Source organism: Bradyrhizobium daqingense (assembly GCF_021044685.1).
Classification (GTDB): domain Bacteria; phylum Pseudomonadota; class Alphaproteobacteria; order Rhizobiales; family Xanthobacteraceae; genus Bradyrhizobium; species Bradyrhizobium daqingense.
This window is the reverse complement of record NZ_CP088014.1, coordinates 7075179-7090126: the sequence shown is the minus strand read 5'-3', so window position 1 is coordinate 7090126 and position 14948 is coordinate 7075179. Positions and strand designations below refer to the sequence as shown.

Genomic DNA, 14948 nt, shown 5'->3' with positions numbered 1-14948 from the left:
AGAGTTTCCGAACATCGGAGAATTCTGTCGCATGAGTGCTACTCACCAAAGAGCCGGATGGAGCCGTCTGCCGCTGCGCGCGGCGGCCTTCGTCGTGCTCACCTGCGCGACCATCCTCGGCGTCAGCGGCTGGCGCGAATGGGCCGCGCGCGATGCGGTCCTCCGAGGTGCTGAGGCTGAGATGGCGAACGTCGCGCGTTCGTTGACGCAGCATGCGGAGGACAGCCTCGATCTCCTGGATTCCGGCGTCGTCGGCATCGTCACCCGGCTGGAGTTGGACGGTGCCGGCCCCGCCACGATCGCGAAGCTGCGCACACTGCTGGATGCGCGCAAGAAGGCTATCGAGCGCATCCACAGCCTTGCCATCATCGACGATCAGGGCAACTGGCTGACAGCACCCGGCACGATCGGCTCGACCTTCAGCGATGACGCGTTCTTCCGTCATCACCAGCTCTCGCCGAAACGAGAGCCCCATGTCGGCCGTCCCGTGAAGAGCCTCCTGGATGGCGAATGGCTGATCACCCTGACGCGCCGCTTCAACAAGCCGGACGGCAGTTTCGGCGGCGTTGCGCTTGCGACCATCAGCGCAAACTATCTTTCGCATTTTTACCAGCAGTTCGAGCTCGGCCGGAACAGTTCGGTAGCCCTGACCCATGGCGACGGACTGATTGTGGCGCGCAGTCCTAACAACGAAAAGTTCGTCGGGCACAGTGTCGCCGACAAGCCGCTGTTCCGCGACGCGAGCCTGCAGCGGCCGGGCGGCGCCTATCATTTCAAATCGCCGCTGGACGGCGCCGAGCGCGTCAGCTTCTTCAAGCGAAGCAGCCGTTATCCGCTGGTCCTGCTCGCCACCGTCGACAAGAACGAACTGCTGGCGCCCTGGCGCGCTGCCGCAACCTCCCGCATGCTCTACGTCGCCGCGCTGGTGATGCTGATCGCGATCATCGGTGCCCTGCTGGTGCGGCAGCTGCAACGGGGTCAGCGCATGGCCGCAGCCCTGACCGAGAAGGAGGCCCACTTCCGCCTGCTCGCGGAAGGCTCCAGCGACATGGTGACCCGCATCGGGCTCGACGAGCGGATACGCTATGTCTCGCCCTCGTCGGTGCGCGTCGTCGGCTGGCGCGCCAATCAATTGATCGGCACCCCCGCGCTCGCCGGCATCAATCCGGAGGACCTGCCGCAGGTCCAGGCTGTCGTCGATGCCATGAAGCGTGGCGAGAAGGAGGAGGCGCGCCTCGTCTATCGCAACTCGCACCGGGAGAACGGCGAAGTCTGGCTCGAATCGACCATGCGGGTGACGCTCAAGGACAATGGCCGCGTCGACGGCGTGGTGGCGATTTCGCGCGACATCACCGAACACAAGAAGCTGGAGACCAGGCTCGAGACCCTCGCAATCGAGGACAGCCTCACCGGCCTTGCCAACCGTCGCCGCTTCGACGAGCGGCTGAAGGAGGAGTGGGCGCGCGCCTATCGCGACCGCTCCAGCCTCGCCTTGCTGATGATCGACGTCGACCACTTCAAGGCCTACAACGACGAATACGGCCATCCCGCCGGCGACGCCTGCCTTCGCGTCGTGGCGCAGGTCATCGCGGCCGAGACGCAGCGTCCCGGCGATCTGGCGGCGCGCTATGGCGGCGAGGAATTCGCCATGCTGCTGCCGAGCACTGATGCCGCGGGCTGCGCCCGGATTGGCGACCGGATCCGGCGGGCGATCGGCGAGGCGGGCCTCGTTCACACCACCAACCATGCGACCGGTTTTGTCACCGCCTCGCTCGGAGGCGCGGCCTGTCGGCCGGTGCTGGAGCGCACGGCGGGCGTGGTCTCGCTCGTCGAGGCGGCCGACCAGGCGCTCTATGCGGCCAAGGAGGCCGGGCGCAACCGGCTGATGATGTCCGGCGAGGTCGCCGGCCTGATGGCCAAGGCCTCGGGTCAGTAGCTCATCGCTTCAATAATGCGGCGGCGGTTCATTGGCGGGCCCCGGCGCGTTCGCCTCGGCCTCCTGGAGCCGTTCGTTCAGCTGTGCGACCTGCCGCGTCAGCACATCGATCTGCTTCCACTGCGCCGTGATGGTCTGGTTCAGCGTCTCGATGGTGTCGTCCTGGTAAGTCAGGCGCGTCTCCAGCATGTCGATGCGCTCGCTCAGACCTTTGATCTCATTCGTCACGGCCGTGCTCCTTGTCCCCTCCGAGCAGGCCCTGTTCACGCAATCCATGGCCGAGCGCGATGCGCTCGTCGAACACGAAGCACTCACCTCGCCAGCGGCTCTGTGTCTCCGGCACCTCCTCCAGATATCTCAGGATGCCGCCCTTGAGATGATAGACCTCGGAAAAGCCGCGCGCGAGCAAATGCGCGCTCGCCTTCTCGCAGCGGATGCCGCCGGTGCAGAACATCGCGATCCTGCGGTGCTTGGCCGGATCGAGCTGCTCTGCCGCAAAATCCTTGAATTGGCCAAAGCTCTTGAGACCGGGATCGACCGCACCCTCGAACGTGCCCATCGCCACCTCGAAGGTGTTGCGGGTGTCGAGCAGCAGCGTGTCGGGGGCCGCGATCAGCGCATTCCATTCCGACGCGTCGACATAGGTGCCGACTTGCCTCGTCGGATCGGCGGCGGCATCGCCGAGCGTGACGATCTCCTTCTTCAGCCGCACCTTGAGCCGGCCAAACGGCATCGTCGCGGCGGTCGAGTATTTGAGCTCGAGATTGTCGAGCCTGCCGCCGAACATGTCGCCGTGCGCGAGCTCATGCGCGAACGCGTCGATGGCCTCCGGGGCGCCGGCGACGGTGCCATTGATGCCCTCCTGGGCCAGCAGCACGCTGCCCTTTAGCGCAAGGCCGGCGCAGAACGCGCGCAGCGGCTCGCGCAACTCCCGGAAATCCGGGAGGGCGGCAAACTGGTAGAAGGCGATAACCTTGGTGAGCGAATTCTCGTCGGGCATGGCGGCTCGTTTAGCAGGCGACCGTCGCTGGGAAAACCCGCTCCGGGGCCGAACGCCGAGCAGACCATACGCCCAGCGGATGGCAGCCATTTCACTGGTATGCCAGCATTGCTCCGGGAGGTCGGAATGTGTCATGTAAGCCCGGTTTTCCCGAGATGGCGCGCCACCGCGGCCACGGCCCAGAGAGCCTAACGAGAGCAAGAATTCGCATGAGAAACTTCCATTTCCCCGGCAGGTCCACGGTTCACGCCACCAACGCGATGGTGGCGACCTCGCATCCGCAGGCATCGCTCGCCGCGATCGAGGTGCTGCGCGAGGGCGGCACGGCGGTGGACGCGGCGGTCGCAGGCTCGGCCGTGCTCGGCGTGATCGAACCGCAATCGACCGGCATCGGTGGCGACTGCTTCGCGCTGATCCAGCCGCGGGGCGAAGGCAAGATCCTCGCCTACAACGGCTCCGGCCGCGCGCCGAAGGCGGCGAACGCCGACTGGTATCTCGAACGCAAGATCAACTCCGTGCCGCTGACCTCGGCGCATGCGGTCTCGATCCCGGGCGTGGTCGATGCCTTCGCCACCGTGCTGCGCAATCACGGCAAGTTCGGCTTCGATCGCCTGCTCCAGCCCGCGATCAAGGCGGCCGAGGAAGGCTACGTCGTCGCGCCCCGCATCGCCTTCGACTGGAAGAACCAGTTCGAGAAGCTCAAGGCCGGCACCAACACCGTGCGCTATCTGCTGCCGGGCGGCAAGCCGCCGGTCGCCGGCGACGTCATCCGCCAGGCCGAGCTCGGCAAGACCCTGCGCGCCATCGCCAAGGGCGGCCGCGATGCCTTCTACAAGGGCGAGATCGCGGAAGACATGGTCGAGACCCTCAGGGGAATCGGCGGACTGCACACGCTCGACGATTTCGCCGCCCATACCACGGAAGTGACTTCGCCGATCGGCACCATGTACAAGGGATACGACGTCTGGCAGTGCCCGCCGAATGGCCCGGGCCTGACCATGCTGCTGATGCTGAACATCCTGTCGAGGTTCGACCTCACGAAATACGCGCCGCTCAGCGTCGAGCGCTTCCATCTCGAGGCGGAAGCGGCGCGCATCGCCTACATGCATCGCGAGCTGCACGTCGCCGATCCCGACCACATGCAGATCGAGGTCGCCAGGATCCTCGCCAAGGAATTCTGCGACGAGCACATCAGCAAGATCCGCATGGACGGCATGCTCGACCTGCCGAACGTCGCGCCGCCGATGAACCCCTCGACCATCTACATCACGGTGGTGGACAAGGACCGCAATGTCTGCTCGTTCATCAACTCGATCGCGCATTCCTTCGGCTCGGCCATCGTCTCCAACAAGACCGGAGTCCTGTTCCAGAACCGCGCCGGCGGCTTCCGCATCCAGCCGGGTCATCCGAACAGCATCGCCGGCGGCAAGCGGCCGTTGCACACGATCATGCCGAGCCTCGTCACCCAGGGCGGTCGCTCCGTGATGCCGTTCGCGGTGATGGGCGGGCAGTATCAGCCGGTCGGCCAGACCCACGTGCTGACCAACATCCTCGACTATGGCTGCGACGTGCAGGAGGCGATCGACATGCCGCGCGGCCTGCATTACGAGGGCCAGTACCAGCTCGAGGACAGCGTGCCGGCCGCGATCGTCGAGGGCCTGAAGAAGCTCGGCCACAACACCACCAGCGTGGTCGCCCCGCTCGGCGGTGCCCAGGCGATCTGGATCGACTGGGACAAGGGCACGTTGACCGGCGGTTCCGATCCGCGCAAGGACGGTTGCGCGCTGGGTTATTGAGCGGTCACGAGGTTCCCGGCGTAAGATCAGGAAAAGTTGACGAAGGGCGATGCGGCATTTGCGGCATCGCCCTTTTCGCGTTCGGAACGGAGCTCATTGCTTCAGGTTAAGGGGCGATGGGCGGTGCAGCGTGCGCTGCTTGTAGCTCAGCGGCGGAGGCGTCGATGTCCGACAAACCAGGTTCCAAACAATCAGCATTCGATCGGCGCGCCTTCATGGCCGCTGCGGCTGGCAGTGCGCTGGTCCCGATGACGGCGCGCGGGGCCGTGGAGGACGCCAGGCCTCCGGCCGCACAAGATCCGTCGCTTCCCGTCGACGTCACGCTGCAGGTCAACGGCAAGGACAAGCGCCTCAGCATCGACGCGCGTACTACGCTGCTCGATGCGCTGCGCGAACATCTCAAGCTTACCGGCAGCAAGAAGGGCTGCGACCACGGCCAGTGCGGGGCCTGCACGGTGCTGGTCGACGACCGACGTGTGGTGTCGTGCCTGACCCTGGCGCTCGCTGCGGAGGGGCAGGAGATCACGACCATCGAGGGGCTGGCTACCGATGACCATCTGCATCCGATGCAGCAGGCCTTCATCGACAACGACGCGTTCCAGTGCGGCTATTGCACGCCGGGCCAGATCATGTCCGCCGTCGCCTGCGTCAAGGAGGGGCATGCGAGCAACGAGGCCGACATCCGTGAATACATGAGCGGAAATATCTGCCGCTGTGCCGCCTATCCCAACATCGTCGCGGCGGTGAAGCAGGCCGCGCCCGAAATCCTGAAAGGCTAGGCGCATGCGACCGTTTTCGTATCAGAGGGCGACAGACCCTGACATGGCCGTGCAGGCGCTCGGCGCCGCCGCGGCCGCGAACAATCCGCTGACAAAGGCCCCTGCGCAGCCGCTCGCCGGCGGCACCACGCTGATCGACCTGATGAAGCTCGACGTGATGCGGCCTGCCGCGATCGTCGACATCAATCCGCTCGCGCGCAGTTGGTCGGCAATCGAGCTCAGGGAAGGCGGATTGCGCCTCGGCGCGCTCGCGAAAATGTCGGATGTTGCCGCGCATGGAGAGATCCAGCGGCACTATCCGGTGATTGCAAATTCCCTGAAGCTCGCGGCCAGTGCCCAGCTGCGCAACATGGCGACGCTCGGCGGCAACGTGATGCAGCGGACGCGTTGCAGCTATTTCCGCGACGTCTCCTATGAGAATTGCAACAAGCGCAATCCCGGTTCGGGCTGCGCCGCGATGGACGGCGTCAACCGCATGCATGCGGTACTCGGCGTCTCGGACCAATGCATCGCGACCTATCCCGGCGATTTCGCGCAGGCGCTGATTGCGCTGGATGCTCTGGTCGAGATCACGGGCAAGGGTGGCACGCGCAGCATGCCGTTCTCCCAGCTTCACAAAGGCGCCGGGCACGACCCCCGACATCGAGACTTCGCTTCAGCCTGGCGAGCTGATCTCGGCTTTCTCGATCCAGGGCCGCTGGCCGCGCTCGGTGTATCTCAAGGCGCGCGACCGCCAATCCTACGAGTTCGCGCTGTCCTCGGCCGCGATCGCCCTCGACGTGCAGGATGGCACGATCCGGGATGCGCGCGTCGCGCTCGGCGGCGTCGCCACGGTGCCCTGGCGGGCGCGCGAGGCGGAGGCGCTTCTCAAGGGACAGAAATTCGACGACGGCTTGGCGCAGCGGGTTGCCGATGCCGCTTTCGCAGAGGCCAGGGGGCGGCGGCACAACAGCTTCAAAATCGCGCTCGGCAAACGCGTGGTGGCGCGCGCGCTCCAGCAGGCCGTAACGATGGAGATCTGATCATGACCGCTGCTGCTCCCGAGCCCAAGACCAACATGGGCAAGCCCGTGCCGCGCTATGACGCGGTCGTGAAAGTGACGGGACGCGCGACTTATGCGTCCGACATGCCGCTTGCCGATCCCGCCTATGCGTTCCTCGTCATCAGCGCGATCGCTAAGGGACGGGTCGACAGCTTCGATCTCGGCGAGGCCAAGCGCGTCCGCGGCGTGATCGACATCGTCACCCATGAGAACGCACCGAAGCTGAAGGAGTCGAAGCTCTTCAGCAATGGCGGCTATGCGGGCACGACGATCCAGCCGCTGAAATCGGCCGAGATCGCCCATGACGGCCAAATCATCGCGGTGGTCGTGGCCGAAAGCTACGAGGCGGCGCGCGAGGCCGCCAACCGCGTCAAGGTCAGTTATACGGCCGCCACGCCAAGCGCGACCTTCGACTCGCCCGGGACGACCACGGCGCCCGCGAAGGGGCAGACTGCCCAGTTCAAGGAAGACCCGAAGGTCGGCGATTTTGCCAAGGCGTTCGAGGAGGCCGAGGTCAAGCTTACCGCCTCCTACGAGACACCGACGCAACATCACAATCCAATGGAGCTGTTCTCGACCAGTTGCGCCTGGATGGGCGACAACCTCGTCATCTACGAGCCAAGCCAGTTCGTGTACGGCCTCAAATACGGTGTCGCCGAGCAACTCGGCATCGACGCCGACAAGGTGCGGGTGGTCAACCCCTATGTCGGCGGCGGATTCGGCTCACGCGGCTCGATGACGCCGCGCACCGCCATCATCGCCGGCATCGCCAAGCGGCTGAACCGGCCGATCAAGCTGGTGCCGACCCGCGACCAGGGCTTCACCATCACCACCCATCGTGCCGAGACCCGCCACGAGATCAAGCTCGGTGCGCGCCGCGACGGCAAGCTGGTTGCGCTCAAGCACGAAGGCGCCGAGGTGTCGTCGCGACCCGATGCCTATTGCGTCGGCGGCACCAAGACGACGACGCGACTCTATGCCTGCCCGAACGTCGACAGCCTGGTCTCGATCGTGCGCGCCGACCGCAACACGCCCGGCTTCATGCGCTCGCCGCCGGAAGTGCCGTATCTGTTCGCGCTGGAAAGCGCGATGGACGAGCTCGCGGTGAAGCTGAACGTGGATCCGGTGGAGCTTCGTCGCATCAACGACACCACGAACGAGCCGATCAGCGGCAAACCCTACACCTCGCGGTCGCTGATGGCCTGTTTCGACGAGGCCGCCAAGGCGTTCGGCTGGGCGCAACGGTCGCCTGAGCCGAAATCGATGTCGGACGGCGACTGGCTGATCGGCTATGGCTGTGCCGCCACCTGTTATCCCGCGCAGATGGGACCCGCAGCCGCGCGCGTGCGGCTGCAGCGCGACGGCCGCACCCGCGTCGAGATCGCCGGCCATGAGATCGGCACCGGCGCCTACACCGTCATCGCGCAGACCGCCTCCGAACGGCTCGGAGTGCCGCTCGAGAAGGTCGCCGTCTTCATCGGCGATAGCGATCTGCCGCCGGCGCCCGTTGCAGGAGGCTCCAACTCGACCGCCAGCACCTGCTCCGCGGTGATGATGGTGTGCGATCAGATCCGGCAGCGTCTGTTCAAGGCGGTGGTGCCGAGCCAGAGCCTGGCGGACAAGGCGAAGGAGACCGTGGGCATCGGCCAGACACCGGCAACGCAAGCGGCGAAGGGTGACCGTCCGCTCGACCTGGAGAAGGCCTTCGACGCGCTCGGGGTCGGCGTCGTCGAGGAATATGGCGAGTGGAAGCCGGAAGGTGCGCCGCTGGATTCGTTCCGCGCCATGCATAGCGGGCAGGTGCGGCTCGTGGGTGGGCATTCCATGAAGGACCAGATCGCGTATGCTTTTGGCGCGGAGTTCGTCGAGGTCCGCATCATTCGCTTCACGCACGAGATCCGTTGCCCGCGTTTCGTCGGCGCCTTCGCCGGCGGTCGCATCATGAATCCACGCACGGCGCGCAGCCAGCTGATGGGCGGGTTGATCTGGGGCATGTCGTCGGCGCTGCTGGAAGCCACCGAGATCGACGAACGCTATGCGCGCTACGTCAACGATAACCTTGCTGATTACCTCGTCCCCGTGAATGCGGACGTATCAGGCGTCGAGGTCATTCTGCTCTCCGAGGAGGATGATCGCATCAATCCTGTCGGCGTGAAGGGCCTCGGCGAGCTCGCCAATGTCGGCACCAATGCGGCGATCTGCAATGCGATCTACCACGCCACAGGACAACGCATTCGCAAGCTCCCGGTCCGGCTGGAAAATATCGAGGTGTGAGGGGTGGAAACCTCACCCGCGTTGCGCTAGACACCTTCCGCCTCAAACGGAAGGTGCCTTATGCAGCGTTTTCAGCGCGCGCTTCTCGCCCTGATGTCGGCACTCGCGATCACCGTGATCGCCGGCGTGTCGCATTTCGTTTCCACCACGGCCTCGGCCCAGACCGCAGGAAAGACCATGACCACAGCTTCAGGCTTGCAGATCATCGACAGCGTCGCCGGCACGGGTGCTTCGCCGAAGCCCGGCCAGATCTGCGTGATGCACTACACCGGCTGGCTTTATGAGAACGGCCAGAAGGGCAAGAAATTCGACTCCTCCGTCGACCGCAACGAGCCGTTCGAATTCCCGATCGGCAAGGGCCGCGTCATCGCCGGCTGGGACGAGGGTGTCGCCTCGATGAAGGTCGGCGGCAAGCGCACGCTGATCATCCCGCCGCAGCTCGGCTATGGCGCGCGTGGCGCCGGCGGTGTGATCCCGCCGAACGCGACGCTGATGTTCGACGTGGAATTGCTCGCAGTGAAGTGAGCCCAGGTCTTTCCGCATCGTCTTTCCGCGTCGTCATGGCCGGGTTTGATCCGGCCATCCACGCCTTGGCAGCCTGAAGAAAGAACGTGGATGCCCGGGACAAGCCCGGGCATGACGAGAGAACAGAACAAAAAGACCGGCCTTGCGGCCGGTCTTTTCGGTTTCAGCTTGTGCGTATTATTCCGCTGCGCGACGTGCGGCGGCCGCAGCGCGATCCATCGCGTCCTTTGCGGCGTCCTTGGCATCGCCCATGGCCTGCTGGCCCTTGCCCTTCACTTCCTGCACCACGCCTTCGCCCTTCATGCGATCGGATCCGGTGGCTTCACCGATGCCCTGCTTGGCCTTGCCGATCGCCTCGTTGGCGGTGCCTTTGATCTTGTCAGTCGTGCTGCCCATGGAATTCTCCTTTCGGTTTGCTTGGAATGACAACGCTGGACGGCTACGAGGGTTCCGATTTTGGTATGGCTGGCGGGCGCTGCTTTGGGTTAGTTTGCCGCGCACGGAACCAACAGAAGGCAAGCCCCATGACCGGCCATGATCATTCGCATTCCCACCATGACCACGATCATGACGATCGCTGGAAGCATGACGGCGTGCGCGTCATTCCCGGCAACCAGCTCGACACCAACGTGCCGTCGACCGCAGGCATGGACCGCGCCGCTGCCATCAATTTCGCCCGCGTCGGCGCGCAGAAATTGTGGGCAGGCACGGTGAGCATCAAGCCCGACGCCAAGACCGGCGCGCATCACCACGGCCATCTCGAAAGCGTCATCTATGTCGTGAAGGGCAAGGCGCGGATGCGCTGGGGCGAGAAGCTGCAATTCACCGCCGAGGCCGGCCCCGGCGATTTCATTTTCGTTCCGCCCTACGTGCCGCATCAGGAGATCAACGCCAGCCCCGACGAGGTGCTGGAGTGCGTGCTGGTGCGCAGCGACGGCGAGGCGGTGGCGATCAATCTCGACATCGAGCCGGTCGAAAAGCCCGAGACGGTGCTGTGGATCGACCCGGTTCACCGCGATCCCAACGAGAAGAAGTAGGCTTTCCGAGGCGGCGCGGGGTTCATGCGACAGGACCCCCGCAGGCGCGACCTCAAAAATATTCGGAAGCGATGTCGGGTGGCTGCCTGGCCATCCGTCCTTGGGCAGAACCCGCCAAGGAGCTTCCGATGCCCAAGATGATATTCGTCAACCTGCCGGTGACCGACCTCAAGCGTGCGACCGCCTTCTATGAGGCGATCGGTGCGGTCAAGAACCCGCAATTCTGCGACGACACGGCGAGCTGCATGGTCTTTTCCGAGACCATCTTCGCCATGCTGCTGACCCACGACAAATTCCGCCAGTTCACGCCGAAGCCGATCGCGGATGCCAAGTCCTCGAACCAGGTGCTGCTCTGCCTGTCCGCGGACAGCCGCAGCGACGTCGACGATATCGTCGGCAGGGCGGCGGCCGCGGGCGGCATGGCTGATCCCAGCCCGAAGGACGAATACAGCTTCATGTACGGCCGCAGTTTCGAGGATCCGGACGGTCATATGTGGGGCGTCAACTGGATGGACCTCGCGGCGGCCCCGCTGCAGCCCGCCATGGCCACGGCCTGATCGAAGCCGTGGAACAGGAGCATTCACATGTCCAAGGTCACGCCCTGCCTGTGGTTCAACGGTGATGCCGAAGAGGCCGCCAATTTCTACGTCTCCCTGTTGCCCGATTCCAGGATCGTGCACGTCCAGCGCAACGTCTCCGATGGTCCGTCCGGCAAGGAGGGCTCGGTGCTCGTCGTCGAGTTCACCCTCGGCGGGCAGCGCCTGGTCGCGCTGAATGGCGGCATGAAGATGGAGTACACCCACGCGATATCGCTGATGATCGATTGCGACGACCAGTCCCAGGTTGACAGCGTCTGGACCGCGTTCCTCGCGCATGGCGGCAAGGAAGAGCAGTGCGGCTGGCTCAGGGATCGCTGGGGCGTGGCCTGGCAGGTGGTGCCGAAGGCGATGTTCGAATTCCTGTCGAGTCCCGACAAGGCCGCGGCCGCACGCGTGGTGCAGGCCATGATGAAGATGGTGAAGCTCGACGTGGACGTGCTGCGCCAGGCATTCGAGGGCAAGTCGGCGGCGTGAGGCGCGACAATGTCGTACCGTGGGCAAAGACGCTCTTGCGCCGTGCCCACGATTTGCCCGCGATCAAGAGAAGTGGTGGGCACGCTTCGCTTTGCCCACCCTACGAGACCGTGCCCGCCCTAATAATTGATCCTGAGCCCGACGCCGCCATGGATGGTGTTGCCGACCGGCTGCGGGCCCAGCGTGCCATTGGCGAAGAGATCCACGATCCAGCCTTTTTGCACGCGGAATCCGAGGCGGCCGCCATATTCGAACCAGCCCTGGTTGCCCATGGTCGGCACCACCATGCCCTGGCCGGTCACGGTCGCCACGATGCCGCTGTGGGTCGCAAAGGATTGCACCCAGCCGCCGTTGATGTTGGCCTCGATGTTGCTGCCGTAGAGATGCGTCCACTGGCCGCCGATCTTGACCAGGCTGGCGCGGTCGGTCCCGGTCGCAAGGGTGGCGTCAAACGGATTGAAGGCCACTGCGCTGTCGGTGTAGCCCGATACGCGCTGCCAGAGTTGCCACACCTCGATGGAGGCCGCGACCTCGTCGCGCGGTGACAGCCGGCTGATCCACCCGGCGCGGCCATAGACGGCATAGTTCGAGGCGTTAGTCGAGCTGGTCACGCTGACCGGGCCGAGGCTGGTGTCGTAGCTGCGTGTGTAGCGCGCCTTCTGCCACGGCGTCAGGATCGTGCCGACGTCGAAGAACGGGCGCGACGAGCCCCAGTCGGTGAAATCGTAGCGCAGCGCAAAGGCGCCGATCGGCGCGCTCGTGATCTCGTAGCCTTTCCCGTCGTAATGCGTATAGGCGATGCCGGCGAGCAGCGACAGATTGTTGGTCAGCTCCTTGCGGCCGTGGATGCCGGCAGAGAACGAGCCGGCCGAGCCGAAAGCACTGACGCAGTCGCCGCAATTGACCTGCTCGTTGACGCCGAGCAGCACCGTGCCGAGCACGCGGTTGGTGATCATCTGGTTGAAGCGCTGATTGGCGAGGCCGCCGGTCGAATTGCCGCTGGACTCGGCGCCGGTCGGCGTCGCGGATGGACCCGGCGCAGGGCTCGGTGACGACGTGGGACTTGGTGACGGCGATGGACTTGGTGAAGGCGTGGGGCTCGGCGACGGCGAAGGACTCGGTGACGGGGAGGGACTCGGCGACGACGATTGAGCTGCGACTGAACCGATGCCGAGCGCAGCCGAGCAGAGCGCCACGGCAACAAGCAGCGCTGCACGCCCCATGAACTGTCTTGCCCGGTTCACCATCGTCACCGCCCGCACAGCATGCCGTCGTCCTGGACGGCTGGCGTGATGGTCGGCGAGGCGCCGGCATATTGGTTGACCGCGCACAGCCCGGCGCTCGCCGCGCAATCGGCGGCAAAGGTCCAGGGCGGCGTGTTGGACTTGGTGATGCTGACATTGCCGCCGGTCGAGGTGATGATCGCGGTGTCGCCGGGCTGGGTGAGCTGCACGCATTGGGACTTCGTCGTGCAGACGCTGGCCGCGCCGTCCTGAAGCACCACGACGGAGCGGCCGCGCTGCGAGAGGATGTCGAGCGTGGTGCCGCGCACGCCGATGGTCGCGAGCGGCGTCGTGATCTTGTAGGCGCTCTTGTCGGAGTTGCCGGTGACGAAGCGGAAAGCCCCGGTGGTCATGCGGATCGCGACGGCGCGATAGCTGTGGTCGTCGTTGAAGACGGTGCGGTCGAGCTTCAATGTCGCGCTGGGGCCCAGCGACAAATTGGTGCTATCGGCCATGACGAAGCGCGCCGCGCTGTCGGCTCCCGTGCGTACGGTCTCGTCGCGCAACATGCTGTCGCCGACGTTGATCGGGGTCGTGGTCGCGGCGACGCGCACCACGTCGTTCTGGATCACGACGGCTTGGCCGACGCGTGTCTGCGCGTGCGCGCCAGGACCTGCGCACAACGCGGCTGATAACAGCGACGGGAAAAACCAAAAACGCAAATTCATTTCACAACCGATCGATATGTCCCTGATCGTACCGGATCGCGCGCGCTTGCGATGTGGCGGAATTATCACAAGCGGCGCGGGACGTGCGTCATGCTTAGTGACAGTTGCGGCAGAATGCGTTCAATGAAAATCGCGATCTCTTTTTTTGTCCGCGGTGACGCAAATTTGCCACGCAAAACATCCCCACAGCAGACGCTCGAATTGCCCGCGGTTCCAGCGATGTCGCGGAGCGCAGTGATCGCTGTCGCGATATTCCTGACCGCTCATCTCCTGCTGCTGATCGGTGTCGTAACGCCGCAGAAGTTCGTCTTCGACGAGGTGCATTATGTGCCGGCAGCGCGGCAGATGCTGGCACCTGCGATGTCGCAGCCGATGCTCAACCCGATGCACCCGCCGCTTGCCAAGGAGCTGATCGCGGCGTCCATCGCAGTCTTCGGCGACAACGCGCTCGGCTGGCGCTATCCGGCGACCTTGTTCGGCGCGCTCGCGGTCGTCGCGATCTATCTGTGCGGGCTTGCGCTGTTCTCCGCGCAGGGACCCGCGATCGCCGCCGCGCTGATCGCCGGCAGTAACCAGATGCTCTACGTGCAGGCGCGCATCGCCATGCTCGATATCTTTGCGCTCGGATTCGGCCTGCTCGCGACCGCCGCCTTCATGCATGGCTTTCGAAGAGAGCGGCCGCATGCGCTGTTCGCGCTCGCGGGCAGCCTGTTCGGCTGTGCTGCGGCGTGCAAATGGAGCGGCTTGTTTCCGCTCGGCGTCTGCATCGTCATCGTCACAGTGATCGGCTTAATGCAGGGCTGGCGCACACAGTTTGCCGACGCCAGGCCGAGCGACTGGTATCGGCCCGACCTGTGGACCGGTTTTCGCGTGCAGCACGCCGCGCTCTGCTTCGCCGTCCTGCCGGCAATGACATATTTTGCAGCGTTCGTTCCGCTGTACGGATTGTCGCTGCCGGACCTGATCGAGGCGCAGCGGCGCATCTTCGCCGACAACACCACGACCGCGATCGCCGGCCACACCTATATGAGTTCATGGCCGTCTTGGCCGTTCCTGGCACGTCCGGTCTGGTTCCTGTTCGACAAGACGGCAGAGGACCAAATCGCCGCGATCGTTTTCCTCGGCAATCCGCTGGTGGCGTGGCCGGCCCTGCTCGCGCTCGCATTGGTGCTGCGCGACTTCGTCGTCTTGCGGCGTTGGGACGCCTTCCTGATCGCAGCGTTCTATTTCGGTCCCTGGCTCGCCTGGGCGCTGCTGCCGCGCACGCTCGGCTTCATCTATTACTATCTGCCCGCCGCGACCGCCGCGTCCCTTGCGCTGGTCTATGTGCTGCGTCGGGAGGGTTTGCCGCGCTGGCTGCTGTGGGCCTATGTCGGCATTGCTGCGGCCGGCTTTGCGGTCATGTTGCCGATTTCGGCGGCCTTCATCGGCGTCTCGATGCAGACCTTCAACCGATTGATGCTGTTCCAGAGCTGGATATGACAACGCCGCCTGCCGGGGAGGCAGGCGGCGGAGTTGTTGCGACGAACGGCCGG

The 14948-nt window shown here is 65.0% G+C and carries 14 protein-coding genes and 1 pseudogene; 10 read left to right on the top strand and 5 right to left on the bottom strand.

The window, feature by feature from the left end; translation table 11 throughout:
• Positions 1-31 precede the first annotated feature (31 nt).
• The gene (locus LPJ38_RS33905) at positions 32-1936 is read left to right on the top strand and encodes a diguanylate cyclase domain-containing protein (RefSeq protein ID WP_145638980.1); all 1905 of its coding nucleotides are present in this window, start codon (positions 32-34) and stop codon (positions 1934-1936) included.
• A 9-nt stretch (positions 1937-1945) separates the two neighbouring features.
• Here LPJ38_RS33905 and LPJ38_RS33900 read toward each other — a convergent pair whose 3' ends face one another.
• Both LPJ38_RS33900 and trhO read right to left on the bottom strand, forming a co-directional pair.
• Positions 1946-2164 carry a SlyX family protein gene (locus LPJ38_RS33900; RefSeq protein WP_145638978.1) on the bottom strand — a complete coding sequence of 73 codons (219 nt, stop codon included), beginning with the start codon at positions 2162-2164 and terminating at the stop codon, positions 1946-1948.
• The gene (gene trhO / locus LPJ38_RS33895; RefSeq protein WP_145638976.1) at positions 2154-2936 is read right to left on the bottom strand and encodes an oxygen-dependent tRNA uridine(34) hydroxylase TrhO; all 783 of its coding nucleotides are present in this window, start codon (positions 2934-2936) and stop codon (positions 2154-2156) included. The genes LPJ38_RS33900 and trhO overlap by 11 nt, the downstream gene beginning before the upstream one ends.
• A 209-nt stretch (positions 2937-3145) precedes the next feature.
• Between trhO and ggt the strand changes: the two genes are divergently transcribed.
• The 5 genes and pseudogenes from ggt to LPJ38_RS33865 all read left to right on the top strand — a co-directional run bounded on the left by ggt (position 3146) and on the right by LPJ38_RS33865 (position 9352).
• Positions 3146-4732 (top strand): gamma-glutamyltransferase, encoded by a 1587-nt coding sequence (gene ggt / locus LPJ38_RS33890; RefSeq protein WP_167520631.1) that lies wholly within the window; start codon positions 3146-3148, stop codon positions 4730-4732.
• 164 nt (positions 4733-4896) lie between these two features.
• A complete protein-coding gene (locus tag LPJ38_RS33885; RefSeq protein ID WP_145638972.1) occupies positions 4897-5511 on the top strand; it encodes a (2Fe-2S)-binding protein in 615 nt (204 codons plus the stop codon).
• Between the two features lie 4 nt (positions 5512-5515).
• Positions 5516-6533: pseudogene (locus tag LPJ38_RS38375) on the top strand (FAD binding domain-containing protein).
• A 2-nt stretch (positions 6534-6535) separates the two neighbouring features.
• Complete coding sequence (locus tag LPJ38_RS33870) at positions 6536-8827, top strand: xanthine dehydrogenase family protein molybdopterin-binding subunit (RefSeq protein WP_145638969.1); 2292 nt, start codon at positions 6536-6538, stop codon at positions 8825-8827.
• 60 nt (positions 8828-8887) lie between these two features.
• A complete protein-coding gene (locus LPJ38_RS33865; protein WP_091898973.1) occupies positions 8888-9352 on the top strand; it encodes an FKBP-type peptidyl-prolyl cis-trans isomerase in 465 nt (154 codons plus the stop codon).
• Positions 9353-9529: 177 nt separating this feature from the next.
• On the opposite strand, the gene LPJ38_RS33860 is transcribed toward LPJ38_RS33865, so the two are convergent.
• Positions 9530-9748: a CsbD family protein gene (locus LPJ38_RS33860; RefSeq protein WP_145638967.1), complete on the bottom strand. Its 219-nt coding sequence runs from the start codon at positions 9746-9748 to the stop codon at positions 9530-9532.
• Positions 9749-9876: 128 nt separating this feature from the next.
• Here LPJ38_RS33860 and LPJ38_RS33855 point away from each other — a divergent pair, with 128 nt between their 5' ends.
• The 3 genes from LPJ38_RS33855 (at position 9877) to LPJ38_RS33845 (ending at position 11462) form a co-directional block, all read left to right on the top strand.
• Positions 9877-10389, top strand: a complete 513-nt coding sequence (locus tag LPJ38_RS33855) for a cupin domain-containing protein (RefSeq protein ID WP_008568982.1) — start codon at positions 9877-9879, stop codon at positions 10387-10389.
• A 128-nt stretch (positions 10390-10517) separates the two neighbouring features.
• Positions 10518-10946 (top strand): VOC family protein, encoded by a 429-nt coding sequence (locus LPJ38_RS33850; protein WP_145638965.1) that lies wholly within the window; start codon positions 10518-10520, stop codon positions 10944-10946.
• Between the two features lie 27 nt (positions 10947-10973).
• Positions 10974-11462: a VOC family protein gene (locus tag LPJ38_RS33845; RefSeq protein ID WP_145638963.1), complete on the top strand. Its 489-nt coding sequence runs from the start codon at positions 10974-10976 to the stop codon at positions 11460-11462.
• Between the two features lie 119 nt (positions 11463-11581).
• Here LPJ38_RS33845 and LPJ38_RS33840 read toward each other — a convergent pair whose 3' ends face one another.
• Positions 11582-12709 carry a hypothetical protein gene (locus LPJ38_RS33840; RefSeq protein ID WP_145638961.1) on the bottom strand — a complete coding sequence of 376 codons (1128 nt, stop codon included), beginning with the start codon at positions 12707-12709 and terminating at the stop codon, positions 11582-11584.
• A gap of 2 nt (positions 12710-12711) precedes the next feature.
• Entirely contained in the window at positions 12712-13413 is a 702-nt protein-coding gene (locus tag LPJ38_RS33835; RefSeq protein ID WP_167520630.1) for a FecR family protein, read from the bottom strand.
• A 51-nt stretch (positions 13414-13464) separates the two neighbouring features.
• On the opposite strand from LPJ38_RS33835, the gene LPJ38_RS33830 reads away from it, so the two are divergent.
• Positions 13465-14895: a phospholipid carrier-dependent glycosyltransferase gene (locus tag LPJ38_RS33830; RefSeq protein ID WP_145638957.1), complete on the top strand. Its 1431-nt coding sequence runs from the start codon at positions 13465-13467 to the stop codon at positions 14893-14895.
• The last annotated feature ends 53 nt before the right edge of the window (positions 14896-14948 follow it).

What these genes read in the sequence shown, in the direction of transcription:
- LPJ38_RS33835 (WP_167520630.1), bottom strand. Translation starts at nt 13,413, where the DNA reads ATGAATTTGCGTTTTTGGTTTTTCCCGTCGCTGTTATCAGCCGCGTTG.
- LPJ38_RS33905 (WP_145638980.1), top strand. Translation starts at nt 32, where the DNA reads ATGAGTGCTACTCACCAAAGAGCCGGATGGAGCCGTCTGCCGCTGCGC.
- LPJ38_RS33870 (WP_145638969.1), top strand. Translation starts at nt 6,536, where the DNA reads ATGACCGCTGCTGCTCCCGAGCCCAAGACCAACATGGGCAAGCCCGTG.
- LPJ38_RS33860 (WP_145638967.1), bottom strand. Translation starts at nt 9,748, where the DNA reads ATGGGCAGCACGACTGACAAGATCAAAGGCACCGCCAACGAGGCGATC.
- LPJ38_RS33830 (WP_145638957.1), top strand. Translation starts at nt 13,465, where the DNA reads ATGTGGCGGAATTATCACAAGCGGCGCGGGACGTGCGTCATGCTTAGT.
- LPJ38_RS33845 (WP_145638963.1), top strand. Translation starts at nt 10,974, where the DNA reads ATGTCCAAGGTCACGCCCTGCCTGTGGTTCAACGGTGATGCCGAAGAG.
- ggt (WP_167520631.1), top strand. Translation starts at nt 3,146, where the DNA reads ATGAGAAACTTCCATTTCCCCGGCAGGTCCACGGTTCACGCCACCAAC.
- trhO (WP_145638976.1), bottom strand. Translation starts at nt 2,936, where the DNA reads ATGCCCGACGAGAATTCGCTCACCAAGGTTATCGCCTTCTACCAGTTT.
- LPJ38_RS33850 (WP_145638965.1), top strand. Translation starts at nt 10,518, where the DNA reads ATGCCCAAGATGATATTCGTCAACCTGCCGGTGACCGACCTCAAGCGT.
- LPJ38_RS33855 (WP_008568982.1), top strand. Translation starts at nt 9,877, where the DNA reads ATGACCGGCCATGATCATTCGCATTCCCACCATGACCACGATCATGAC.
- LPJ38_RS33840 (WP_145638961.1), bottom strand. Translation starts at nt 12,709, where the DNA reads ATGGTGAACCGGGCAAGACAGTTCATGGGGCGTGCAGCGCTGCTTGTT.
- LPJ38_RS33885 (WP_145638972.1), top strand. Translation starts at nt 4,897, where the DNA reads ATGTCCGACAAACCAGGTTCCAAACAATCAGCATTCGATCGGCGCGCC.
- LPJ38_RS33865 (WP_091898973.1), top strand. Translation starts at nt 8,888, where the DNA reads ATGCAGCGTTTTCAGCGCGCGCTTCTCGCCCTGATGTCGGCACTCGCG.